At 65.2% G+C, this 25,229-nt stretch carries 22 protein-coding genes; 14 read left to right on the forward strand and 8 right to left on the reverse strand.

Translation table 11 applies throughout. The features are described from left to right. Genes EET10_RS22330 through EET10_RS22340 form a run of 3 tightly spaced genes read right to left on the reverse strand, consistent with a single transcriptional unit; the run spans window position 1 to window position 2,373 of the window. Window positions 1-654: a DUF5642 family protein gene (locus EET10_RS22330; RefSeq protein ID WP_036402242.1), complete on the reverse strand. Its 654-nt coding sequence runs from the start codon at window positions 652-654 to the stop codon at window positions 1-3. A 27-nt stretch (window positions 655-681) separates the two neighbouring features. Next, window positions 682-1,359, reverse strand: coding sequence for a DUF5642 family protein (locus EET10_RS22335; RefSeq protein WP_063468415.1), 678 nt, complete (start codon window positions 1,357-1,359; stop codon window positions 682-684). Window positions 1,360-1,371: 12 nt separating this feature from the next. Next, on the reverse strand, window positions 1,372-2,373 hold the full coding sequence (locus tag EET10_RS22340) for a GNAT family N-acetyltransferase (RefSeq protein WP_122447257.1): 1,002 nt from the start codon (window positions 2,371-2,373) through the stop codon (window positions 1,372-1,374). A gap of 138 nt (window positions 2,374-2,511) precedes the next feature. On the opposite strand from EET10_RS22340, the gene EET10_RS22345 reads away from it, so the two are divergent. Both EET10_RS22345 and EET10_RS22350 read left to right on the forward strand, forming a co-directional pair. Then, on the forward strand, window positions 2,512-3,258 hold the full coding sequence (locus tag EET10_RS22345; RefSeq protein WP_036401910.1) for a class I SAM-dependent methyltransferase: 747 nt from the start codon (window positions 2,512-2,514) through the stop codon (window positions 3,256-3,258). 299 nt (window positions 3,259-3,557) lie between these two features. Then, window positions 3,558-5,093, forward strand: a complete 1,536-nt coding sequence (locus tag EET10_RS22350; RefSeq protein WP_036401912.1) for a phospholipase C — start codon at window positions 3,558-3,560, stop codon at window positions 5,091-5,093. A 327-nt stretch (window positions 5,094-5,420) separates the two neighbouring features. Here EET10_RS22350 and EET10_RS22355 read toward each other — a convergent pair whose 3' ends face one another. Next, window positions 5,421-6,821: an IS1380 family transposase gene (locus EET10_RS22355; protein WP_122502310.1), complete on the reverse strand. Its 1,401-nt coding sequence runs from the start codon at window positions 6,819-6,821 to the stop codon at window positions 5,421-5,423. A gap of 119 nt (window positions 6,822-6,940) precedes the next feature. Then, entirely contained in the window at window positions 6,941-7,192 is a 252-nt protein-coding gene (locus EET10_RS22360; RefSeq protein WP_036401913.1) for a hypothetical protein, read from the reverse strand. A gap of 346 nt (window positions 7,193-7,538) precedes the next feature. On the opposite strand from EET10_RS22360, the gene EET10_RS22365 reads away from it, so the two are divergent. From EET10_RS22365 to EET10_RS22415, 12 genes are all read left to right on the forward strand, one after another. Next, a complete protein-coding gene (locus EET10_RS22365; protein ID WP_036401915.1) occupies window positions 7,539-8,048 on the forward strand; it encodes a hypothetical protein in 510 nt (169 codons plus the stop codon). 62 nt (window positions 8,049-8,110) lie between these two features. After that, window positions 8,111-8,737, forward strand: a complete 627-nt coding sequence (locus EET10_RS22370; protein ID WP_122502501.1) for a TetR/AcrR family transcriptional regulator — start codon at window positions 8,111-8,113, stop codon at window positions 8,735-8,737. Continuing rightward, entirely contained in the window at window positions 8,734-9,558 is an 825-nt protein-coding gene (locus EET10_RS22375; protein ID WP_122502502.1) for a hypothetical protein, read from the forward strand. Before EET10_RS22370 ends, EET10_RS22375 begins: the two co-directional genes overlap by 4 nt. A gap of 94 nt (window positions 9,559-9,652) precedes the next feature. Continuing rightward, window positions 9,653-10,075, forward strand: a complete 423-nt coding sequence (locus EET10_RS22380; RefSeq protein ID WP_036401924.1) for a DUF5313 domain-containing protein — start codon at window positions 9,653-9,655, stop codon at window positions 10,073-10,075. 409 nt (window positions 10,076-10,484) lie between these two features. Next, entirely contained in the window at window positions 10,485-10,652 is a 168-nt protein-coding gene (locus EET10_RS29735; protein ID WP_167480210.1) for a hypothetical protein, read from the forward strand. Further along, the gene (locus tag EET10_RS22385; protein WP_036401927.1) at window positions 10,649-11,800 is read left to right on the forward strand and encodes a PPE family protein; all 1,152 of its coding nucleotides are present in this window, start codon (window positions 10,649-10,651) and stop codon (window positions 11,798-11,800) included. The genes EET10_RS29735 and EET10_RS22385 overlap by 4 nt, the downstream gene beginning before the upstream one ends. Before the next feature lie 8 nt (window positions 11,801-11,808). Then, window positions 11,809-12,705 carry a WecB/TagA/CpsF family glycosyltransferase gene (locus EET10_RS22390; RefSeq protein WP_246013673.1) on the forward strand — a complete coding sequence of 299 codons (897 nt, stop codon included), beginning with the start codon at window positions 11,809-11,811 and terminating at the stop codon, window positions 12,703-12,705. A gap of 16 nt (window positions 12,706-12,721) precedes the next feature. Further along, window positions 12,722-14,239, forward strand: coding sequence for a sugar transferase (locus tag EET10_RS22395; RefSeq protein WP_063468437.1), 1,518 nt, complete (start codon window positions 12,722-12,724; stop codon window positions 14,237-14,239). 13 nt (window positions 14,240-14,252) lie between these two features. Continuing rightward, complete coding sequence (locus tag EET10_RS22400; RefSeq protein ID WP_036401929.1) at window positions 14,253-15,728, forward strand: flippase; 1,476 nt, start codon at window positions 14,253-14,255, stop codon at window positions 15,726-15,728. A 196-nt stretch (window positions 15,729-15,924) separates the two neighbouring features. Then, window positions 15,925-16,482: a serine O-acetyltransferase gene (locus EET10_RS22405; RefSeq protein ID WP_036402251.1), complete on the forward strand. Its 558-nt coding sequence runs from the start codon at window positions 15,925-15,927 to the stop codon at window positions 16,480-16,482. A 299-nt stretch (window positions 16,483-16,781) separates the two neighbouring features. After that, window positions 16,782-18,755 carry a glycosyltransferase gene (locus EET10_RS22410; RefSeq protein WP_063468436.1) on the forward strand — a complete coding sequence of 658 codons (1,974 nt, stop codon included), beginning with the start codon at window positions 16,782-16,784 and terminating at the stop codon, window positions 18,753-18,755. After that, window positions 18,752-19,798, forward strand: a complete 1,047-nt coding sequence (locus tag EET10_RS22415; protein ID WP_036401932.1) for a glycosyltransferase — start codon at window positions 18,752-18,754, stop codon at window positions 19,796-19,798. The genes EET10_RS22410 and EET10_RS22415 overlap by 4 nt, the downstream gene beginning before the upstream one ends. Here EET10_RS22415 and EET10_RS22420 read toward each other — a convergent pair whose 3' ends face one another. The 3 genes from EET10_RS22420 to EET10_RS22430 all read right to left on the reverse strand — a co-directional run bounded on the left by EET10_RS22420 (window position 19,799) and on the right by EET10_RS22430 (window position 24,830). Beyond that, window positions 19,799-20,749, reverse strand: coding sequence for a class I SAM-dependent methyltransferase (locus EET10_RS22420; RefSeq protein ID WP_036401935.1), 951 nt, complete (start codon window positions 20,747-20,749; stop codon window positions 19,799-19,801). Window positions 20,750-20,810: 61 nt separating this feature from the next. Further along, window positions 20,811-22,844, reverse strand: a complete 2,034-nt coding sequence (locus EET10_RS22425; protein WP_051490432.1) for a hypothetical protein — start codon at window positions 22,842-22,844, stop codon at window positions 20,811-20,813. A 438-nt stretch (window positions 22,845-23,282) separates the two neighbouring features. Beyond that, window positions 23,283-24,830: an amidohydrolase family protein gene (locus EET10_RS22430; protein ID WP_051490433.1), complete on the reverse strand. Its 1,548-nt coding sequence runs from the start codon at window positions 24,828-24,830 to the stop codon at window positions 23,283-23,285. Between the last annotated feature and the right edge of the window lie 399 nt (window positions 24,831-25,229).

Raw genomic sequence — 25,229 nt, forward strand, 5'->3', positions numbered from 1 at the left:
TCAACCCCGGATCGCGGCCACCGCTTTGACGAGCAGGTCGCGGGCACGCTGGACATCGACTGGGGCGACCGGCTGATTGGGAACCACCAGCGGGTTGGCGATCACGTTGACCTGGTAGTAACCGAACTGCGCCGAGTAGTCGTAGAGTTCGCCGGTGCGCGCCGACCCGTCGACCAGCGCCTGCAGCACGCGGTGCACACCGAGCGTCTGGGCGCCGTCGATGTGCGGCGTGGCGACCACCTCGATGCCGCCGCGCACCTGTGCCCCGGAGAAGGCGATCCGGCCGCATTCCTTGCCGGGGTCGTTGAACGGCAGCTGTTGGGAGGTCTCCACCGCGATCACCACGAACCGGTTGCCGTTGCCCTCGGCCGAGACCGCCGCCATGTTGCCCTGCACGCCGGGCGGCATCTGCGGCCCCAGGGCCGCCTTGGCGCAGTTCGCCGGATCGAAACTCAGGCCGTCGGGCAGCTTGCGGGCCGCGAAGAACTGCGGATCGATAGCCCTGGGCGGGACGTCGTTGACAGTGAACCCGGGTCCGAAGCTGGACTTGACGTCGATGACCTTGGCGATGTCGGCCTTTGTCGACTGGGAGGCACCCGGCGAACAACCGACCAGCAAGCACACCGCTGCCAGCGCCAGTACCACCTTCGACATCGTGGCCACCCTACCCAACGGGGATGCTCAGCCGCGTACCGCCGACACCGTTTTGACCAGCAGATCGGCGGCAAACTGCGGTGGCAGCGGGGGAAGCATTGACCCGGGGTCGGTGGTCAGCGTGGTGAACGCGTAGTAGTCACCCAGGTAGGCCACGAAAGTATAGGTGCGCGAATCGATTTCGGTACCAGACTCCACGGATGTACGAACGTCTGCCACCATGGCCGCGGTTTCGGCACCGTCGATGCGTGGCGGGTCGGACAGACGGATGCTGGCCGTGGTGTGCCCGTCGGACATCGTCCACTGCGCGCAGCCCGCAACCAGTCCGGCGGCCGGGGAAAGCGGACCCGGCGGAGCCGAAACCACGATGGCGTCGACAATGCCACCCGCGCCAGAGCCGGATACGCCCTGCGCGGACTGGCCGCGGCCGCCGGCCGGGTCGGCGAGTATCGCGCATTGGGCGGGCACGGTGATCGCAGTGGCACCAAGACCCCAGACCACTCGCGGTGCTGCCCCGGCGGGAATGTCTTTGGTCACCTCGTAGCCGGGCGGCAACTCACGGCTGAGTCTTTTGATGTTGGCCGGGTTGACGGTCGCGCGATGAGCCGGCGGTGAGGTATGGGTCGGTGCGGTCACCGGCGCCGGCGATTGCGCACATGCGGCCGCCAGCACCGTCGCCATCGCGCCAATCCACCACGGCCGCAAGGTCGCCGGCCCTCAGCTCACGGCCTCGATCACCTGGCGGGCCACTCCCCTGATCTGCTCGGCCAGCTCGCGCCCGAAGCCCAGATCACGCGGGCCGGGCACGTCGATGACCGTGGTGATGACCCCGATGTCCTCGCGCTGCCAGATCGCGCCGTAGCGGTCCATGATGGTGCGCATCGGCACGTTGTCCGAAAGCATCCGCGCGGAGAACCTCTCGACGCCGCCGACGCGGGCGGCGACGGACAGCGCGCCGATCAGAAAGCTGCCGATCCCCCTGCCCTGATAGGCGTCGGCGACGGTAAACGCGATTTCGGCGACCGTCGGATCATGTTCGTCACGGATGAAACGCGCGTCGGCCACGGGATCGACGCCGTCGATCATCACCCACACGAAGTGGTCGACGTAGTCCACCTCGGACAGGTAGTGCATCATCGCCGCGTCGGGGACCCGGGCCGACATGAACCGGCGGTAGATCGTCTCGCTGGAGAAGTGGACGTGCCCGTGTACGGTGCGCTCGCTGTCGCCGGGCAGCACCGGGCGCAGCAGCAGTGGGGTGCCGTCGCGAACCCGTATCGGGACCGGGGTGATGAACGCGGCCAGGCGCTGGCGAACCGTGCGTACCAGCCGCTCCATGATCCCGGGGATGTTGACCATCCGGTCCAGGGCTTCGCTGCCACCGATCCAGCCGGCCAGCGGCTCGACGGTGGTGACCGTCGCGGTCCGCGGGATGTCACGCAACAAGGCGATTTCCCCGACGATCATGCCCGGCAGCGCCTGCTCGACGATCACCGCACCGTCGTCGCCGACATGGATGACCTCGGCACTACCCGCCGAGATGAGCAGGAAGGATACCGCCTGTTCACCCTGGCGCATCAGGACCTGGCCGGCCGGGGCACGCAGCGGAGCCAGCCGGGCAGCCAGTGGCAGCAGGTCATCGGCCGGACATCCCGCGAAGATGTCCATTCCGGCGAGCTCTGCTGTCCTAGCGCCGGTCAATTCGGCCATCCCGTCCAATCCGCCACAGCGCCAAGCCCGGCTCGCGGTCCGATCCGCCCCAGGCTATGGCGTCGGCCGCCGCTGCGGCAACACCGCACGGCGCAGACTAGCCTGACACCAGACAATTCAACCCCGGCCTCTCGGACCAAACCTGCGATGAACACCAGCCAGGATCCGCGCGAGTTGACCCGTGGTCTGCTCGCGGCGCCGGCGGTGCTGCGGCACGGCTTCCTCGACGTGCTCGGTGAGTCCACGAGTTCGCCCGTTCCAACGGTTGCGCAGAAGGCGATGAACAGCCGGTTCGTCGCGACCGTATATGAGCGGTTGTGGCGGCCGACGTCCTTCTACCTCGCCAGTGGTGTCACCACCCGCGGCGAGCAGCGCCGCGCGGCCACGGCATTGCGGCTATCGCGCGCCCACCGGTTGCTTGACGTGGCCTGCGGCCCAGGCAATTTCACCGCGCCACTGGCCCGGTGCCTGCCGGCCGGCGGCCTCGCGGTGGGATTCGACATCTCCGAACCGATGCTGACTCGTGCCGTGGTGGACAACTGCGGGCCGCAGACCTGCTACGTCCGCGGCGACGCGCGCACGCTGCCGTTCGGCGACCAAACATTCGATGCTGTCTGCTGTTTCGGCGCGCTGTACCTGATGCCCGAACCGTTCCGGGTCACCGGTGAAATGCTGCGGGTATTGCGGCCCGGCGGCCGGATCGCGATCCTGACCAGCTATGCCGGGCAAGCGGCGCCGGTTCGCAAGGCACTGACGGCAACAGCTGACTTGATCGGGCTGACCATGTTCGACGGGCACAGCTTCGTCGACCTGTTCTCCTCGGCCGGTCTGGTCGACATCGAGCAGCAGACACAGCGTGCGCTGCAGTTCGTCGCGGCCACCCGGCCCCGGTAAGGCCCGCCCCGGCGACCGGACGCAAAACCCGTCCAGCGCCGCGACTCGACAGCGCCACGCGGATACCAGCAAACCACCGGTGCAATCAGGGCCGGTTCACCAAAGACCTGGGCCGTTGGTTGCCAGGAACTCCGGAAACGCCCGGGCCTTGCGAAACGACGCACTGCTTGTGGCGAGCAACGCCAAAATCGGCGCCCGACACACCGGATTCGTGTCCCGGTTAATCGTCAGCGCAAATCTACCCTGAACCCAGCGTGCGCAGGGAGGACGTGGTGGTGAGTAGGCACCCGGTCGACGGGATGTCGCGGCGAGAGTTCATGGCCAGAATGGCCGCCGCAAGCAGCGCCGGCGCGCTGATGTCCCTGGCTGGCCCGGTGATCGAACGGGCCTACGGGGCCGGCCCATGCTCCGGCCATTTGACCGACATCGAGCACTTTGTGTTGTTGATGCAGGAGAACCGGTCATTCGATCACTTCTTCGGCACGCTGTCGGGCATCAATGGATTCGACACGCCCTCGCCAGCATTCCAGCAAAAAGGCTGGAACCCGCAGACCCAGTCGATTGATCCCACCGGCGTGACCATCCCATACCGTTTCGACACCACCAGGGGCCCCGTCCTCAACGGCGCGTGCGTGAACGACCCCGCCCATCAATGGATCACCATCCACAAGTCATGGAACAACGGCGCCAACGACAATTGGTTGCCCGCGCAGGCCGAACAGCAAACGCTGCAGGGCAACGTCCCGGTGTCGATGGGTTATTACACGCGCCAAGACCAACCGATCCATTACATGCTGGCTGATACCTTCACCCTCTGCGATGGCTATTACTGTTCGCTGCTGGGCGGAACTTCGCCCAACCGGCTGTACTGGATCAGCGCCTGGATCGACCCAGACGGCGTTGCGGGCGGTCCGCTGCTGATAGACCCCAACATCCAACCGCAAGGCCAATTCAGTTGGCGCACCATGCCGGACAACCTCAGCGACGCCGGCATCAGTTGGAAGGTGTACCAAAACAAGCTTCTGGGAGCGCTCAACAACACGGTCATCGGTTACAACGGGATGCTCGTTGACTTCAAGCAGGCTCAGGATCCGCGCTCCAACATCGCCCGCAACGGCATCGCCCCGACCTACCCCCTGGACTTCGTCGCCGACGTCGCAGCCAACAGGCTGCCCCAGGTTTCGTGGGTGCTGCCCGGGTTTCAGGTGTCCGAGCATCCCGGACTACCGGTAACACCGGCCGTCGGTGGCACCGCGATCGTCAATATCCTCCGCATCTTGCTGTCCAATCCCCAGGTGTGGGAAAAGACCGCGTTGATCGTCAGCTTCGACGAAAACGGGGGTTTCTTTGACCATGTGACACCGCCTACCGCGCCACCGGGAACTCCCGGAGAGTACGTCACGGTGCCCGATATCGATGCGGTCACGGGTTCCGGCGGCATCCGCGGGCCGATCGGCCTGGGCTATCGCGTGCCCTGCTTCGTCATCTCGCCCTACAGCCGTGGCCCGCTGATGGTGCACGACACCTTCGACCACACCTCGCAGCTGCGGTTGCTCGAGAAACGGTTCGGTGTACCGGTCCCCAACCTGAGTGCCTGGCGACGAAGCGTGACCGGCGATATGACGTCGACGTTCAACTTCGCCGTCCCGCCCAACCCAGCGCCGCCGAACTTGGACCACCCCGCGCTGCAAGCCATTCCGCCACAGGTGCAATGCGTTCCCGACACCGTCGCAACGTTCGCGAAGGTCACTCCCCCTTACCGGGTGCCCTTCCCTCAGGTAATGCCCACTCAGGAAACGACACCCGTCCGCGGGATTCCCAGCGGTCCGTGCTGAAGCTGGATCCCACACCGCCGAGAATCCGCTCGGCCACGGCCGGGACAGCATAAAGGCCCAAGCCCAGTGCCCATGTGCGGCATCGGAATTGGTGTCCGTTGAGCACGCCCGCCAGGCTGAGGCGTTGTGAGGCGTTGTGAGGCGTTGTGAGCTAAGCCTGAATCCGTGGATCGATGATTTCGGGTGGTCATCGGCGGGTTCGGGCGAGTGGCGCTGGGGCGTGGACACTTTGGCGTGTATGTGATCCGCTGGCCTGCACCAGCTTTTCCTTTAGGGGTTCCTCGGGTCGGGCCTGGATGGCGGGGTGGACAGGGGCTGGCCGCTTGGTCAAGCGGCGCGGGGTTGCGCAGTCGGGTAGCCGATGACGCTGTCCCACAGGGCTTTCCACTCGACTTGCCGGGGCCAGTGGACGGGTAGGTGCAGCATCGGTTTGCGGGCCGGTGCGGCGAAGCGGGCGGGCACGTTGACCAGGTCGCGGCGCAGGGTGGCACCGCGGGCCACGATGTGGTGACCGCCGGCGAGGGTCCCGGTGGCGCGCAGCAGGTTATGGGCGATCACCGCGCAGGCCAACCAGGCGCAGTTCGCGGCGAACAGCCCTGAAGGGATCCGAGCCAGTGGGCCATCGATCAGGTCGGCGAAGGTGGTCTCGATGATGGCGTGGCGGCGGTGGGTGATGTCGGCCTCGGCAGTGGGCAGCTCGGAGTTGGTCAGAAATGGGTGATAGCGCCACACCGGAAACAACGCATCCGGGTAGCGGGCGTCTTTGACCCGGCGCACTACCAGTCGGGCCGTGATCTTCTTGCCCCGCCCCAGCCGTAGGGTGTAGGGAGTTTCGGCGACCTCGGCATCGGAGATCAGCGCCCCGGTGTCAGGGTCTTCGACCGCGCCCGGGTAGTGCACCGGGGTGTAGGCGGCCTCGTCGATGCCCTCGACCGCGGTGGTAATGGCCCGATTTCGGGTCATCGACAGGGAGAACTCGACGCCTTCGGCGATGCAGGCGCCGATCACCTTTTTATTGCCGAACGCGGTGTCGCCGCGCAGCATGATCTTGCCGGCCCCGCACCCGCGGGCGGTGGTGATGGCTTGTTTGACCTGCCAGGCCGCGGCGCGGCCGGAGCCGGCCTTACCGCTGCGCAGCCGCGCCTCGGCGATCACCGGTGGGGCCTGCGCGGTCGAGATCGTGGTGATCTGCGGCGACAGACCCAACCGCAGCAGCGCACGGCTGGCGATCTTGGCGTGCCCGAACGAAGCACCCTGCTTATGGCGCCCGTAGACCGGACGCAGCAGCGAGTCGATGTCCAAAAAGGCGCGCTCTTCGATGCCGGGCAACAGCGGCACCCGCTGCGCGAGCGCCACCAGATGCGCGCGAGCCACGGCCGCGAGCTGGTTGGCATGCCCGAAAGTGAACTCGCGCAAGAAGATCCCCAATGTCGAGGGCGCATACACCTCGTTGAACACCCGTGGCGTGCCGCCGGCACGCAACACGTCGACGTCGTCGATGCAGTCCGCGCCGCACATCATCCCGGCGATGATCGAGGTCAGCTTCCCGACCGGGTTGACCGCACCGGAGGCCACCCGTGTCGACGGCAGATCCACATGCTCACCGATCAATTCCGAAAGCCCGGTCTGCTCAGCCAATTCCAGCACCGGAACCAAACCCGCGGCCGACACCAGATTCGGCTCGTCAAACACCGCCGACCCGAGAGTGAACGTATACGATGAATGCACCGAAAATGCCTTCCTGAACACTGGAAAAAGACGACTTCAGCACTCGTATTATCCCAGGCCAGAAGGCATTTTCGCTGTTCACACGCCGATCAAACCACCAGCCGATCCACGGATTCAGGCTAAGACGCGGCCTCGCAGACGCCCAGGAGCCGCACCACCGGCGTCCCGGCTTCGTACTCCAAGATCCACGGATCGCCGCCGTCAACGGGCTCCGAAGTGAGCGTGATGATCACCGGTTGGCCGCTGCGCCGGGACAGTTGCGTGCATTCGACCTGGAACAGTTGATAGTCGCCGTCGTGGTGAACGGCCAGTGAAAAGCCCGGTTCCACCGATTCGACGGGCACCTTCTGCAGGTAGTACTTCGTGCTCATGTCCTGACTCTAGGTCCGCAGCAGTAGGCAGCACTGCTCGCGAAACGCGGTCTTAGCAAATGCTCAGTTGAAACTTGGAACTTCATCAGAATTGGCGCCGGATCGCCTCCGCTGCAACGCATTACCGTTATCCAACGGTAATGCCGGGGCCTGGCCGGCGTCGGCGGGGAATCGATGCAATCGCGCCGGCACGGCATGGTCATGGCATGGTTCGGGGCGCGGCCATACCGGTGACGACGGGATGTTGTTGCGATCCAACGATTGCCCGGACACCGCGGCGCTTCGACTTCGAACACCTTCGGGCAGTAGCCTTCACGGTCATGATCGACTGCTGGAGGGCGACCCGGTGAGCGTCGCCGGATTCGTGCTCGGCCTGGTCGCCACCGTCCTCTCGGTGGCCCTGCTGACCTGGCAGGTTTGGCGGGCGCGCACGGGCCCGGGACCCAAGGTGACGCCGGTCGTGGGTTGGTTGACGCCCGACGGGCTGGTGACCAACGACGACGACAGCCAGGTGCGCGCGTCGCTGGTGAACGCCGCAGCCCACCTTCCGGACGGCCGGTACGTCATCGGCGTCAGGGTCGTCAACGTGGGTCCGGTCCCGCTACCCGTGGCGGGATGGGCGATCCGGTCCGAGCCGGACGGCACGTCGCTGGAGCCGGCCCAGACGTCGGGCACCCCGGTGCCGTACGACATACCGCCGGGTGAGACGGCTCTCTTCCGCACCGACCTGCAGCACGTCACGGCGTTCGCGGCCGCTGCGGCTCAACCGCCGCGAATCGTGCCCATCGTTTCCTCGGGCGGACGCACCTATGCGACCCGGACCGTGGCGCCCGGATTGTTGTCGCTGGGGTCGTAGGCGCCGCCCTTCGCTGACGACCGTCATTGACGGGTGCCAGCGAATGGACGTAGGGTTGCCCTGTGCGGTCACCACAGGAAACCGCTGCGGCTGAATTGCCGGCCGGCACCCGGGAGGCTCGACGGCTTGACACGAGGGCACGCCTTTTCGACGCCGCGCTGGCGGAGATCGCGCGGAACGGAATAGCCGGCGCCGACATCAGCTCCATCGCCGCGGCGGCAGGCGTGGTCCGGGGGACGTTCTACTTCCACTTCCCCACCAAGGAACAAGTGCTGGTCGAGCTGGAGCGAAACGAGGAGTCCCGGATCGTCGCCGACCTCGTCGACGCCCGGGCCGCGGCCGGTGAACTGATATCGGTGTTCACCCGGTTGGTACACCACGTGCTGGATGCCGAACGTCGTTTGGGGACAGTGGTTTTTCGGGACATGCTGGGTTTGCACTTCTCGTCGACGCGACCGGGCGACGACGAGTTGAGCCGGCACCCGCTGGCGGAGTTCCTGATCGACGTGATCAGCCGGGCACAGGACGCCGGGCAGGTCACGCCGACTGCGGACGCGCGCGATCTCGCAGTGTTCTTCTTGACCGGGCTCTACGCCCTCCTGGCCACGGGAGCCCACCATTCTGCGACGGCGGACGCCCTGTTGAGCCGGTACGTGACAACGATTGTCAAAGGGATGGAGACACGATGAAAACCACCGGTATTGATGGCTATCGGGATTTCCTGGTGCGGCGTGACGGCGAAGCGGACCTGCTCAACCGACGCTTGTCCAATCGCGAAGAGTTCATCAAAGACCTTGCGGCGCATCCGGTGCGGTCGGTCTGTCCGGCAGATCGATCGACGTTTTTACGAAACCTGCGCCGGCGTCGACCCGAACCGGGCTTGGACCCGAAAATGCTGTTCTTGCTGGCGACGGCGAAGCTCAATCAGGCGGAGCGCTTCGGCGTGGGGCTCGGCGAAACGTACGGGCGCAACAGCGCCGAGAACGTGGCGCCCGAGCGGGTGTACGTAGAACTCGAAGAGCACTACCACACCCGGCTGCTGGCATACGCATTGGACATTTTCGACCTGCCGCTCCAGGTGGCCGCTCCGCCATTCCTGATGCGACAGCTCGTCAAGGCAGGCGTGTTCCTCCCGGAAAGGTGCGGCTTCGTGTTCGTCGGCGCCGCCGAGATGGCCGGGTGCATCGTGTTCGACGAACTGCGCCGCACCGGCAGCGACCTGTTCGCCGGCGAACCCGACGTGGCCGGACGGATCGAACTGCTATACAGCGAAATCCTGACCGACGAGATCGGCCATGTGGGCTACTGCGCGTCGCGCTGCACCCCTGCCGAACGCGCCATCATGCGGCGGCTCTACCCACTGATCGGGCGGCTGTTTGCCGGGCAAACGGTCGAGGTCAGACTCCTCGTGGACCCCCGGAAGCTACGCGCCCGGCTCGACCGGCCGTTCGACGTCGAGGAACTGACCGCCGCGCTGAGCAACGAAACCTACCTCGCCGCACATCCATGACATGTCGGATTGGGTGACGAGCCCGGCCTGTTAGCGTCCGCGCGTGCGGGTATGCGCGGGTATCTTTAGGAACCACCCAACCACGGGAGCGGCCATGGCAAGCGGGCGACCCAATTTCGCGCAATACATCGCGTACGCTTACGGGCTCCGGCGGTTGCCCAACTCGATGCGGAGTTGGGTCGCACGTGATCTGGCCGGTAAGGGGGCGATCCGCCGGTACCTGCTGCTGACGGCAATACCGCCCCTTCTGGTACTGGCACCGTTTTGGCTGCTGCCCGCGTCGCTGTATGTGCACCTCGAGATGACGCTGCCGATCTACCTGTGGGCGTTGCTGATCTCGCTTGCGCTGAACAAGGTGTGGCGCCGGCACCGGCTGGCCCAGCATGGCCTGGACCCGAACCTGGTGGACGCGATCAAGCGGCAGAAGGACGCGAAGATGCACGAGCGGTACATCCGGCGCTACGGACCGCGCCCGGAAGAGGCGCAGCGGTACTCGAACAGCAATCCCTTTTTCTGAGGACACCGCCGAGCCGGGTGGCCTGATGCGCAAATCCGGACCCAGCGTGCTGGGGTCTCCGCCGGCCGGGCCAACATGCGACGTAGTGCGGAAAGACCCCAGTGCTTGATCGGCATGTGGTCGCGGTGTCTGCGTCCGCGGCGTAGCCGCGCGATCGGCGGGAGCCCGCGCCACTGAACGCCCGTGAACGGCCTCTCCAGCTGGAAAGCGGGGAGTTGGCGAGCTCAGCGGCGGAAAACGATCCGAATCGGATGTTCAGCCCGTTATCATACGACTGTCAGTCTACTGACAGGGTGAACATCTTGACACCAATGAGGGCAGGTAACGGGTTCGGTTACTGACGTTCAGACAAGGAAGTCTGCAGCTCGGTCCCGCCTCCGTCGCCCTGCACGCGTTAGGGGAGAACTGAATGTCTTTCGCCACCGGGTTCTCGCTCGCGATGAACGGCGGCAAGCTGGCCTCCTCCGCAGCTCTTACGGCTGAAGTGGCGCCTGCGGCAGCCGGCGGATTGTCGGCCGCACCGGAGTTGCGACTCGCCGCATCCAAGGAACCCATCTACCCCTGGGGCCTGAAGTGATCGATTTTGGCGCCTTACCGCCAGAAATCAACTCCACGAGAATGTATGCCGGGCCCGGTCCGGCATCGCTGTCGGCGGCCGCCGTGATGTGGGATAGCTTGGCCGCCGAACTCCACGCGGCCGCAGGTTTCTACCGGTCGGTGATCGCGGGATTGACGAGCGGGCGCTGGCTGGGACCTGCATCGCTGTCCATGGCGTCCGCACTCGGGCCGTATGTGGCTTGGACGGCCGGGGTAGCCGCGCGGGCCGCGGAAACGGCCAGCCAAGCCACGTTTGCCGTGGAGGGCTACGAGGCCGCCTTCGCGATGACCGTGCCGCCACCGGTGGTGGCCGCCAATCGGGCTCTGCTCGCGGCCCTGGTCGCCACCAACTTCTTCGGCCAGAATTCGACGGCGATCGCCGCCACCGAAGCCCATTACGGCGAGATGTGGGCGCAGGACGCCGCGGCGATGTACGAGTATGCCGCGAATTCGGCGACCGCGTGCGAGCTGACCTTGTTGACGACCCCACCGGAGGTGGTCAACCCCGTCGGCGAGGCCGGGCAGGCCAGCGCCGTTGCCAATGCGGCGGCTGCCGCTGGATCAGAGCAGCTCTCGCTGGCCGGCTTGGTGTCCTCGGTTCCGGCCTTGCTGGACGGGCTGGCTTCACCGCTGTCCGGGCTTGCCGACTCGTCGCTGATGCCCACCCTGGCAACCGTCCCGGTCTACGCACTTCCGAGCTACTTCATGGCCGCAGCGACCCCACTCTATTCGATGTCCTCCATCCTCGGAATCGCCCAGACCGCACAGGGTTTGCTGACCGGGGCAGCGGCTGCTGCTGCGCAAGCGGTCACAGAAGGGGCAGCCGGTGCGGTCAGCTCCGGGGCAGGTCTGATCTCGTCGGTGGGACCGGGCGTGACCGGAAGCCTGGGCAGTGCAGCGTCGTTGGGCCCGTTGTCGGTGCCGGCGAGCTGGACCAGTGTGATCCCGGCGGCGCATACGGGTGCCGTAACCGCGTTGCCGAACGCCGGTCTCGATGCCGCCAACGCGGCGCCAGCGATGTTGGGCGCGGCGCCGCGAAACGGTACCGGCGCGAACAGATTTGCCGGGCCCCGATACGGGGTGGTGCCCACCGTGATGACGCGCCCGCCATCGGCCGGATACACGTAGGCCCTGACGTGACCGCGGCGCGCCTGACCTACGCAGCTACCTCCCCGGACACGCTGGCCGAAGCCCCTGCCCGCATGATCATCGGCGGCACCATCGTCGAGCGCCGCGAGTTCGACGACGTGCTGTCGATCATCGCGTCGCGGCTGCAATCCTCATCCGCGACGGGTCTGGCAGTGGGCTCGGTGAACCTCGACCACCTCTACCACTTCCGGAAAGTCACGGCAGCGCCCGCCGCTCCGCTGGAATGGCTGCTACTGGCCGACGGCATGCCGATCGCCTGGCGGGGCCAACTGCTCACCGCGAAGCCGTGGCCCCGAGTCACCGGCGCCGACCTGCTTCCCGGCGTGTTGGCGCTGGCCGAAGATACCGGTGCCCGTGTCGGCTTTTTCGGCGGCGGCGCCGAAACTCACCGCCTGCTTGCCGACTCCTTGCGGAAAAGGTATCCAGGGCTTGCCATTTCGGGGATGTGGTCCCCCGACGCGCCCACCATCGAGTCGCTGTCTGACAACTTGGCAGCGGCGATTCGTGACGCGCGCACCGACATCCTGATCGTCAGCCTCGGCAAGCCGCGCCAAGAGCAGTGGGTTGACCGTTATGGCTCCGCGACGGGCTCTCGCGTCTTCTTGGCCTGCGGCGGGGCCATCGACTTCCTGGCGGGCAGCACCAACCGAGCGCCCGGCTGGATGCAGCGAATCGGATTGGAATGGTTGCACCGGTTGGCCAGAGAACCGCGGCGGTTGGGCCGGCGCTACCTGCTGCAGGGTCCTATCGCTTTGCTCCGTACGGTGCGAGCGCAGCTGATCTGCTATCCGAACGCGTATTGCGTGAGCACGCCAAGGAGTGATCATGCCGATATCGCCAGCGCCGGCCGCGATGCCGCACGACCCCAACCCGCGACCGTTTAAGGGAAAGCGCGCCGACGTGACTTCGCTGCTGCACCGCCGAACCGACGTTTCGCCGGCGACTTCAAGTACGGCGTCAAGTACGGTGCGCACGCCCGATCCCACGACGTCGCGGCGCTGGCAACACCGGTATTCACACCATCTGCGTATCAGCGATTCCGTGATCGTCTTCGCCTCCGTCATGCTGGCGCAATACGTCCGGTTCGGCGATTCGCCGAACAAATCGGGCTACCCGGGCCCGGTGATGACGCTCTTTTCATTTCTCTTCGCGGCGCTGTGGCTCTCGTCTCTTGCAATATTCAACACACGATCACCACACGTTATCGGAGTGGGGATCGACGAGTACCGGCGAATCAGCAGTGCGTCATTCTGGACATTCGGAATCATCGCAATGGTGACGCTGCTCGCCAAGATCGATTTGGCCCGCGGCTATCTGGCGGTTGCGCTTCCCGTCGGCACGCTCGGACTGCTGACAAGCCGCAACAGCTGGCGTAGGTATATCTGCCGTAAGCGAGCCCATGGCGAATACCAGACGGCGTCTTTGGCAATCGGAGACCGGCAAGGACTCTCCCGCCTGATACATGAACTGGACCGTAATCCACGCGACGGTTACGTCGTCGTCGGAGTCTGCATACCGGGATATGGCGTCCCCCGGGGCGAAACCCTGACGGTCGAAGATCGCCATGTCCCGATTCTGGGGGACGAATCCTATGCGGTGGCTGCGGTTGACGACTGCGGCGCGGGCACGGTGGTGGTGACGCAGACGGAACAGTTCGGCATGCACGCGATCAGAGACTTGATGTGGCAGTTGGAGACGAAGGACGTCGACCTGGTGGTATCACCGGGGATGATGGACATCGCGGAAGCGCGATTGACGGTGCGGCCGGTCGCCGGATTCCCGTTGCTGCATGTCGAAAAGCCGCTCTACACCGGCGCCCAGCGGTTTCAAAAACGAACATTCGACTTCTGTTTCGCGCTGACAGCCCTGCTGATGGCATCGCCAATCCTTATTGCGGCTGCTATCGCCATCAAGCTGACCAGCAAGGGCCCCGTCTTCTACCGCTCCGAGCGTATTGGCATTAATGGCGAACCCTTCATGATGCTTAAATTCCGAACAATGAAGGTGGACGCTGACACCCAACTCGAGCGCCTTTTGTCCCAGAATCAGGGTGCCGGCGGAATACTGTTCAAGATTCGTCAAGATCCCCGGGTCACCCCCGTGGGGAGAATACTCCGCAGATACAGCATCGACGAGCTCCCCCAATTCATCAACGTCATCAAGCAGGACATGAGCGTGGTCGGCCCGCGGCCTCCGTTGAGCCGCGAAGTCGACAACTACAACGTCGACGTGAAGCGGCGGCTGCTGGTCAAGCCCGGTGTTACCGGAATATGGCAAGTAAGCGGCCGCTCCGAACTTTCCTGGGACGAGTCGGTCCGGCTGGATCTGTCCTACGTCGACAATTGGTCGATGGCGGGTGATCTCATGATCATCGCCAAGACGGTGAAAGCCGTCCTGACGGGGCACGGAGCATACTAGGTGGCCGTGAGCCATGACTGAGCCGACGGCACCCGGTGCGGTTGCGCCAACGGTGCCGGTCGCTCGGTTGGCTCACGCGTTCTCGATCCAGCTGATCTGCCGGATGCTGGGGATGCTGGCCTCGGTGGTCTCGGTTGCGATGACCGCTCGTTATCTGGGTCCCGACCGCTACGGCCAGCTCACCATTGCCGTCGCCTTCATCGGGATGTGGGCCAGCTTGATCGACCTCGGCGTCGGGCGGGTGATCGTGCGTCGCGTGACCTCGGGCCGCGACGATCTCGAGCGCCTGGTCCGGATCTACAACGGGCTGTCCCTGCTGTACTGCGTTCCACTCGTGGCATTGGCGGCGGGAACCGGGTTGCTGGTCTACCGCGACCACGACGTGCGCGTGATGCTTGTCGTGTTGTCCGCGCAGCTGCTCATCGTGACCATGACGGTGCGGCTCGAGCCGGTGTTTCAGACCAAAGTTCAGTTCGTCGCGGTGGCGGTCTCCGACGTCGTCGGGCGGTTGGCCACGCTTGCCGTGATTGTGTTTCTGGTAGCCGAACGCGCGGACGTCATCTGGTTCGCGGCAGTGCAGCTCATTCCGACGACCCTGCAGGTGCTGATCCAGAGCGGCGCCGCGGCGCGCCATGTTTCGCTGCGTCCCATCTTCGCGCCGCGGGAGGCCGCAGATCTGTTGCGGGAAAGCCTGTTTCCGATGGGCGTGACCATGGTCACCGTCTTGTACTGGCGCGCCGACGGCGTGATCTTGTCCTTGGTGAACACCCATTCCGAGGTGGGTGTCTACGGCTTGGCCTCGTCGATCGCGCTCAACACCCTGGTGGTCTCGGTGTTCTTCCTCAAGTCCACGCTCTCGACGGCCACCGAATTGTTTTCCCGCGATGTCGCGGCATTCGCCGGCTTCATGCGCCGCAGTGTCGAGCTGATGTTCTTCCTGGCCGTCCCGGTCGCCGTGGTCGGCGCGTTACTCGCCGGACCGCTGATCAGGTTGTTCGGCAACCAGGCATTCGTCGGCCGCGGCACACCGACGCTGGCGTTGCTGTTCGTCGCGGTAGCGCTACGCTTCGTCACCACCACCCTGGGCGAGGGTCTGTTCGCCAGCCACCGGCAGCGCTTCTGGTTCTGGCTGTCGGTGGCCACCCTCGGGCTCAACGTCGTGCTCAACCTGGCCCTGGGCTGGCGGCTGGGCGCGGTGGGAGCCGGCATTGCGCTGGTGTGCACGGAGCTGGCCAACCTGATGGTTGCCAGCTGGTGCCTACACCGCCAGTGCGGTTACCGGACGCCGGTGACGTTCCTGCTGCGGCTGCTGCTACCGACGGCAGCGAGTGTCGCTGTGACGCTGCTGCTTTGGGGTCAGCATGTGGTTCTCGTTCTGGGCGCCGCCGCTGCGGGCTACCTGGCGACCAGCGCGGTGATCGGCCCGCTCACCTGGTCGGCCCTGGCCTCGTTGCGGGACTCTTCGCGCCGGAATCAGCGGCTGGCGTGACTCCCGAAATGGACCGGCGACTTCTCATGGTGCAGACGAACATCGCCGAAGAGGGTCGCCGAGCATGTCCCCGAGTTGCCGATTTGACACCCGAGTCGATCGCCGAACCCAAACAACGGGGCAGTTCTGGGTTTTGGTCTGCGCGAAACTCCGCAGCCACCTCCACCCTGTTGCCAAACGGTAGTACGGTGTGGCCGTGATCAGGACTCGCGAAGACTTGCGGGCTTATCTGGCTGCGGACCTGAAAGCACACGGCCTAACGCGTTGGCGGTTGCGCCACCGGATCTCGGCGCGCCCGGCCCATTTTCAGCGGCTGCTACGCAAATCCGAGTATTGGACCAACACGGCACGCACGCCGGCGGGACACGCCGTCGCCGCATATCTGAGGCTTCGAACCAAACTCTTGGGCGAAAGGCTCGGATTCGACATCCCACGCAACGTCTTTGGGCCGGGCTTGTCGATCGCACACGCAGGTTTGATAGTCGTGCACTACAAGGCCCGGGTCGGCGCGAATTGCCGCATTCATCACGGAGTGACGATCGGCGAAGGGCGCCCCGGTCACTACCCAACCATCGGGGACGACGTATTCATCTCGCCCATGGCCATGGTGCTGGGCGCCGACGTCGGCAGCCGCGTCGCCATCCGCCCGGGCACGGTTGTCACCACATCGGTGCCCGACGATGTCGATGTCGGCGGGTGCCCGGCCCGGATCGTCAAGGACCGCAGCCCACACCGGTCAATCATCGATCACTGACCGTTTTCGGTTGCGCTGCAGCGCCGTTACAGTGGCCCACGCAGGTGCATGAAGTATTTCCAACATGGTGATTTTTGGGCGGGTATCCCGTCGGTGCGGCTACCGTACGCGGTGATGCATCTTCTGCGGATACTGCTGTCAACGGGAGCGAGAGTCGGTGTCCCGTCGGTGCTCCTACGTCACCACCTGGTTTCGCTTCCGGCGGCTACCGCTGTCGTCTTCATAGCCGCGGTGGTTCGCCAGCTCTACCGGTCGGCGCTCCTATCTATTCGAACGTGGCGCCGGAAGGCGTCAATGGCATGACTCGTGAGGTGGACCGGGCATATCTGAAGCCTCCCGTCGGCGACACAGCGGCGCTGCCATCCACACGGTCGCTAGCGGTACTGATCGTGACCTGCGGTGACCACGATCTCCTCGAGACCTGCCTCGGCAGCGTCGCCGAACATGTGCCCGGGCTAACGGTCTATGTCCACGAAAACAGCGGCGAAGCATTTCCCGGTCGCGAGGAATTGGCTGCCCGCTACAAGGGCGTGCACTGGGTGTCCGGACAGGTCACTCTTGGCTTCGCCGCGGCCTTCAACTCGCTGGTGGAGCACACGCCGAGCGACGCTGACCTGTTGTTGCTCAATGCCGATGCCCGCCTGCGGGGACCGTTGACGCGCACCAGAGAATTGCTTCACCTACCTCGAGTGGCGGCAGTTTCGCCGATGGTGGATGACAACACCGCACCCGCTCGTCCACCGTGGGATATCGCGACCCGCCGCCTGACGCCGAGCCGGGCGTTGGTTGCCGCTGCCGGCTACGCCGGCTCGCTACGCGGCACACCGATCTCTGCCCTCTATGCCCGCCAGCCTGCCGAATCACGGGGTATCCGAGGCGTTTTGGGGGCTACCTGTCTGGCGATCAGCCGTGCGGCATGGAACACCGTCGGCGGCTTCGACGAGGAGTTCGTGAACTACGGCGCTGCGGCCGACTGGCAAAGCCGTGCCCGTGCGGCGGGCTGGCGCGTGCTGTTGGCCGACGAACTCGGCGCCGAACAGAGCGATCCGGCAACCGGCGGGGGTGCCGGACACCGCCGCGACCGGGACCTGGCGCAGGCCGATACCGCGCTGCAGCTCGAACATCAACACAGCGTTCACCACGCGGACGTGTATCTTGCCGGCGCCAAAGTGTTGGAGCGGCTGCAGGTGTCAAGGCGTGGGGCCGGCGTAGGGGCTCGCACCGGCCAACGCAACGGCTTGCCGGCGATCGTGATCGCCACCAACCGCCTGGTGTACGGCGGTGCCGAGCGTCAAAAAGCGCTGCTGGCAACGGAATTGGACCGCCGCGGCTACCCGGTCACCGTTGTCTGCGTGCAACGGTTCGGCCCGCTGATCGACGAAATCCCACCCAGTGTGCGCGTGGTCCGCCAGCCCTGGTGGGCCCCGATCATCGACCTCCCCCCGGGTCCTGCGGTGCTCATCAGCGGCGACACCAACACCGAGACAGGATTTGCCACATTGTGGCGCGCAGCCGCCCGGAGCCGTCGCTGGTTGGTCGCCGCGCACATTCCTCCCGAAGACGACCGGCCCATCTACTCCCGGCCCTTAGTCGCGGCGATGCGCCGTGCCGACGGTTTCATCGTGCTGGCGCAACGCCATTGGGACATGCTGACCGCACACCATCGGCTTGGCGAACGGCGATTCGTGGTACCCAACGGCGTCGTCGCCACCGACGACCCGGCCCCGCCGATCCGGACCGTCGGTGACCCGCCACATTTGGTGATGCTCTCCCGCATCGTCGAGCACAAGAACCCGCACCTGCTGATCGAGGCGCTCGGCGGCCTTGCCGACATGCGCTGGAAACTCTCGATTTTCGGTGATGGACCCGACCGGGAGCGCTTGCAGGCACGCACTCCGACCGAGTTGCGTGATCGGGTTCAGTGGCGCGGCTGGTCGCCGGGTCCCGGGCCGGCCTTGGCCGACGCCGACCTGCTTTGCGTCCCAAGTCGTTCCGAGGCGTTCCCGCTGGTGATTCTCGAGGCGATGGCTCGGGCGGTGCCTGTTGCGGCATCGGCCGTATGCGCCGTCCCCGAAATGCTGGACTTCGGAAGGGCGGGCTTTGTCATCGAGCCCGTTTCGGTGTTGGGATGGCGCGAGCACTTGGCCAGGATCCTGGCGGCGCCCACCGCGCTGCCATCGGTCGGACGGCTCGGTTTCGCTCGCATGCGTCAGCACTACACGGTGCAGGCAATGACCGATGCCTACCTCGACGCGATCGACGCGGTGCTATGAATTCGCCTCGAGCGCTATGGCTTTCACCCTGGATGCGTCCGCTGGCACGGGTACAGGCCGAAGCCTTGCGCCGGCGTGGAGTCGACGTACTCCTGGTGACCACCGACCTGCACCCGGAGTCCGATGCCGCCCGTGACTACGAGCTGGTGCTCGATCCGCGGATACGCACGGCTGCGACCTGGCCCGCGTTGCTCGCGGCCCGGCGCCGTGTCCGCGAATACCGTCCACATGTCGTGTTCGCCGAGCTGGTCCGCGATCCCCGCTGGATCATGCTGGCCGGGCGCGTTCCGCGCATCCAGCTGGTGCACGACGATAGACCGCACGACCCCGTCGAACGTCGCCCCGCCTACGAACATGCCGTCTTCGACCGCTGGGGCGCCAGATCGGCGGCCACCATCACCTACAGCGACTACGTCGCAGCCGCCGTCACCACGCGCCCCGACGTCGCCGGCACGCGCGTGCACGTCGTGCCTCTCACCAGCGACCTTGCCCCGGACCTGGTGCCGCCGCTCGTGGGGGCTGAAGGGCGCCATGACTTCGTCATGATCGGCCGGCTCCACCCCTACAAGAACGTTGAGGTGGTGCTGGACGCCTGGCGGCGGCACGTCGGCGGCGGCTGGCGCGGTGACAACCTGGTGCTCATCGGCGGGCCACTCGAGGCCACCGCCCTGCCCAAACACGCGCGTTGGCTCCCAGGCAGCTATCGCTACTCCGACGTGGTCACGACATTGGCCGCCGCGAAAGGCTCTGTCGCCCACTACCGGCGCGCCTCGCAAAGCGGCGTCCAAGTGCTGTCGATGCAGCTGGGAGTCATGCCTATCGTGTCCACCACCGGCGCCCTGCCCGAATACCAGCCGCCGGGCTGCCCCCCAATTGATGTCGACGACGTTGCCGGACTCGCCGCCGCCTTCGACGCCCTTGCCGACCCGGCCACCGCGGCACAGCAGGGCGCCGCGGCGGCACGCCACTACGCGCGGCGATTCGCAGTCGACCATGTCGCGGATCGCCTGCTGGAGGTCATCACCGAGGTTGCGGCGCGCTGATTATTTCTCGGCGACCAGCGAGATAGTTTCGGAGAAAACGCCGAGCTTGCCCAAGACCTTTCCGCTGGAACGGCGCAACGCGGGCACGGGTAAAATTTCCAGAAATCTCTCCACCCACAATACGATCCGCAGGAACAACATCCCCGCTTCGTCCGACCGGGCGACCTTTCTTGCGCCCAGCACGGTCAGCAGCATGCGGAATCGGCGGGGCGCAAATCCATAACGTGCGGATACAAAGCCGGCCCCCCGCACCGATTCCACTAATTCGCGGCAGGTATATTCTTTCAAGTGCATCCCTTCTGGCGCACCGCGATTGAACACCCGCGAGACATCGTGCGGCCCGGTGTACCGGCTGGGAGTATTGAATATGTAGTGCCCGCCGCGCTTCAATATGGTGCGGACGCTACGTAGATGACTATCGAGATCGTCGGGATGTATGTGCTCGACAACCTGGTCAGACACCACCACATCGTACGTTTCGGCGGGCTCGAACTCGTCGAGGTGCACGCCGTCAGATATTCCCCAGGAAAGATTCGCGGGCGATTCGGATATCAACTTCTTGCCGCGTTCGCGGGTAATCTCCGTCCCTCTGCAATCGTATCCGCAACCGGCCAGGAACGAGATCAGGCCGCCCTGGCCGGAGCCGATTTCATAGATTGTTTTCGGGGGTTCGCCGATGAGTTCAAGCCAGCCGCCGAATTTTTCGTGAGGTGTCGTGGAATCGGCTTCCCCGGAAAGCTGATTGAGCCACTCTAATTCGGCGTAAAGACGAGTGTAGCACCGGTCAAAAGTGTCCCAGCGATCCTCGGGGTCAGATTCGAGCAGCTCCCGCGTCAGTTGCTTTTCCAAATTCCAATGAGTCAATATCATTTGTTCGGTGATAGGTGCCTCAGCGGGAATTCGGTAGGTTTTTTTGTAGCGTGCGATTAACTTGTTTCCCCTTGGTTCCACTTATAGTCCTCGATGGTCAGCAAGCTAACGGCACGGGGCGCGGCGCTGCGGCGCGGACAAATCAGCTACGTAGTCTGCCGCGTCGGTTGCGCCACACGATCACCGCTGCGCCGACGACGGCCACGGCAACCCACGCTCCGCCGAACCACCACAGCCATCCCCAGTCCGAATGACTTGGGGAATGAGCGCCCGGACCGGACATGCCGGACATGCCGGGCATACCCATGGGATTGACGGTCACCGGATCCTCTCCGGGTATGGACACCAGCGCCACACCTTTGATGCTCGGCCAGCGCGAACTGTCGCCGTCAAGCCATCTGAGCAGCTCGTCGAGCTGCCCGGATGCGCCGTTGGACGTTGCGACCAACATGGACCGGCCGCGGTTGAAGACGGTCTGAAGAGATGCGAACCGCACGGTGGGGTCGAGGGCGAGCGTGGTGGGCTTGCCGTCGGACTGGAGAGCGTTGATGGTGATCGGCCCGGTGGGTCCTGCCGACACCGGAAGCACGATATCGGGGTGATTCCAGCCGTCGGCGGCAATCACCACCGCGGGATTCGACGACTCGATCGCTTGTTTCACACCCGTGACAGCGGTGTCGATGGGTAGGGAGCTGGTTCGCTGCAGGCCCACCATGATGTCGACGGCGCGCGCGGTGTCGCTGAACGAGTGCGGCTCGATGCCGACCTGGACCTTGGGCATCAGCGCCTGTGGCACCGAGGACAGGCCCTCCGGCACCGGCGGCTTGGCGGGGCTGCTCTGCACGGTGCTGTCGCCGTTGATCGTCAGCGTGAGCAGCTGGTCTCCGGCTCCGGCGATATAGAAGTCTCCACACCGCCCGACGTTGCCCGAAACATCCAACGTCAGGTTCAGACCGGTCCAGCGCTGCAGCAGCCGATCCGGGATATCGATCCAGCGGTCGATGGAACCGTGGCCGTCCGTCGGCCAGTGGTCGACGGTCTCCGAGCCGACCGTTGCTTCAATCTGGCCGCCCATGGTGGTCGGTGTCGGCGAATAGGACCCCAGCAGATGCACGCGCACCCCACGAATGGACCTGCCAAACCGGGTCTGGTCCAGTCCGATCGACAGCCGCGGTTGCAGCCCCGAGGAGGTGACGACGGGCATCCCCAGTTCGCGCAGCGTAGTGGTGTCGCCGGGTAGTTGGATACTCGACTTCAGCGACGTCACGACGGCCTTCGAGGCAAGAGCCAGTGCGGACAGGTCGCCGAACAGCAACGCAATATCTGATTGGTTGCTTGGTCCCAACGGTCCGGAGATCAACAGCCACGGCATGCCCGGCCCCTGAAGGGAAAGCCCGTTGTCGGATCCTTCTTTGACGACGATCTGGCGTTCCTGAGGTTGCGGCGGCGTCGGCGGCGCCGCCTGTCCTTCTTTCAGTGCCACCACGGCGATCTCCGGGTTCTGTTTGCCGTAGTGCACGGCGGCGGAGGTGGCCACGTGAATCGCCGTGTCGGACTCGGCCGTCGACGGCGATTGCGGCACAAATATGGACAGCTTCCGCAGCACCGGGGGCAAGAAATGGGCAACGGTCGTGGGCGGTTGTTCGACTCCGGTGAAGCCGACAGTTGCGTTGATCAGTCGCAACGGACTCCAGGGGTAGACGCAGAACCCGTCCTGAGGCACCAGATGCGCGCGCAGTGTCACCGTCGCAAAGTCGTTGACCGCTTGCGTCCCGGCCAGCGGAATGACGATCGGCGCTTGGTCGGTGGTGGGCAGGTTCACCTTCGCGATTTGGCGCTCGTCCTGCGTGACGGTGATCGTGCCCGACCGCAGGTTGATCGGCGGTTCCACGATCGCGTTCAACGCCGCCGGCGCCAGCCCGCGCGGGACCGGCAGGCTCAGCTGCACCGTGCCATCCAAGCCGTAGAAGCCCAGGGTCGAGCTAGTCCCGAGGTCAGGCAAGGACAGGGTCAGCGACGCCGTCGTTCTGGGCGGTTCGCCGGGTTCGGTCGTGGTGCCCGGTTCGGTGGGCTCGGCCCAGGATGCGGGGGAACTGGTGGTCAAACAGCCGATGACAGCGGCCAATGCAAGGACTCTGCCCAGGTATTTCCGACCCATCACCGGAACAGTATGCATTGCTGAAACCGCATCGAGAGCCAATCGAGCTGAAACGCCGCGACGACTACTGCGCGCCTACGCAGGCACTGTAACGGCCTTACGAAGACACGCCGGTGTTTCGGTGAGCCTGAGCCGCGGTGACGACCATTTCGCACGAGCAACCGGCTCGCTACCACGAATGACGTGCCGATTCGGCCAATGCAATCCCTAGCAGACGCTGCCCGGATAACCCACGGCAACGATCGCCGGACGACCGGAACTTTGGATCACCGACGCGGCATCGGTTCTTGCCGCGCCTCACGTCATTTGCGGCGTGGGCGTGGAAATGGAGCAATGTTCAGAGGTCTGTGGATGAGCCTCGGCGAGGCGGCGCAGAAACCCCGCACCTTTCCGAGGATGATCCGAAGGCCCATGTAGTTCTGATCAAGATCAACGTCGGTGATGGGCCACACCGGTCTACGTGCGTTGAGTGTGCTGCAAGTAGCCGCTTTCGAACCGGATGTAGGCGCTTTCTAGTCGCCACTGCTCGCGGGCACGTTCATTGGACTCGAGGTAGTTGCTGCATGACCGACTGAGGGAGTCCCCGCCGAGCCGATCGCCGGTGCAGGCGGCCACCGGCTCTGCTGTCGACAGCCGCGCCCAAAGGCTGTTGCCAGGCAAGAAAGCGTATTCGAGGCTTTGACGCGCGAGCTGCTTGAGGTCGGTATAGCGGAGGTGGTACGCGTTGACGGCGTGGTGGAATTGCGCGGTCATGTCGGAGCGGGACACCCCCTCGTCATCGGTGGCAAGAGCGACCGGCACATCGGCGGCCCGATAGGTCATGAACGGGTGCTGATCGCCGGTAACGCCCAGGATTTCGGCATTGCTCTTGAACAGGATCTCGACCAAGACTTTGCGCTTCGCCATCTCCGCGAGAAGGCCGGACGGGTCATCCTCCGACATCACGTCCACACCGTGGCCGATCCGGCGTGCGTGGCCGCGCTCAACGGCTTCGCGAATGTGAAATCGCAAATCCTCGGGCGGAACGAGGCCGGGCGCCAGCTCGCCGGCGTGCAAGGCGATCGGCACGTCAGGTGCCACCCCGTGCAAGTAGTCGAGCATCGCCATCTGCAGGCGGTAGTCGCGCCGCGCCACGTAGCCATCTTCGATCCCGGCAAGATTGATACCGACCACGCGAGGGTCGGTTTGAACGAGTTGGTACCCGGCCACAAGCTGGGCGAAAATTTGCTCAGGCGGCAATGCACGATTGACCGTCCGCAGGTAGCGGACCATAACGGCGCAGCCGCGGTCGGCCACGGGGGTGCCGCACCGTAAACGGCTGCGCACGTGGGCTTCGACCGTATCGAGGTCACGGCGTGCGATGGCCACAGCATCGGCGATGCGCGCGGCAAGCAGCCGACCGTGCAGGCGCTCGAGATTGTCGTCCCATCCGATCCGCGCGCCGACACCACTGGCGCGGCCCTGGTCGTCGCCGTACATCAGCTCGAGGTAATAGACGTTTTCAGCCGCAGCTTGGGAAATTATGTCGGCCAAAACATCCTCGTAGTGGCGGTCCCACGCTAAGCCGAACCGGCGAAACGTAGCGAAGAACTGGCCACGCCCGGGCCGTTGCGGATCCCAATCCCGCATCGACCAGGCATCGACCAGTGCGTTGTACAGCGACGGGTCGGCAAGAGCGCTCGCGGCGGCCGGGCGTCCAGCGCCCGCGTCGCAGGGCGGAGTCGGGGCCACCAGCGTCATTAGGGCGAGGTCGACGCATAGGCCATCGCCGGCGGCATAGCTGATAAAGCGTTCGGCATACTCAGCGCCACTGGGATGGTTGTGCAGATCACCGCCTTTCGGCATCGCGTGGAGGAAGGCGGCGAGCGCAGCCGGATCATCGCGAATCGTGTCAAAGAAGGCGGCCGTCCGAGCCTCGCTCAACTGAGAATCCCGTTTGGGCGTTCCCATCGCCCAGCTGACGGGCTCGCGGCAGGCAGCGAGCAACACGCCGAGAACGACCATCCAGGCGACTGCGATCGCTAGTCGACGTTGCTTAGCCATTGTCGTTGCCCTTTGGTTAATCGGCGGGGTCTTGGCGTTCGATCGACTCCGACAGCGCCATACAGAACCGGATCCGCATCCGTAAACGTGCGCTGCGCTACCCTGAAAATCGCGGGTGTAGACGCTGTCGAACCTTGCCTTCTAAGCAGCGCAGCCAATGGCGTGGTTACGCCTCCGGACAGCGGTCGTGACATCACCGTCACTCTGAGTCCAGATCGGGTACGACGACGGCGGCGGGAGTGCAAAGCCTGACCGCCGATGCGCAGTGTCGTGGAGATTGCGCGGGTGAACGCCAACACCGCATCGCATGCTGCGCCGACGGCCTTGCTCCATTGCGTCGCCGGTGCGCCTGGTGCAGAC

The sequence above is a fragment of the Mycobacterium pseudokansasii genome, from assembly GCF_900566075.1.
Classification (GTDB): Bacteria; Actinomycetota; Actinomycetes; order Mycobacteriales; family Mycobacteriaceae; genus Mycobacterium; species Mycobacterium pseudokansasii.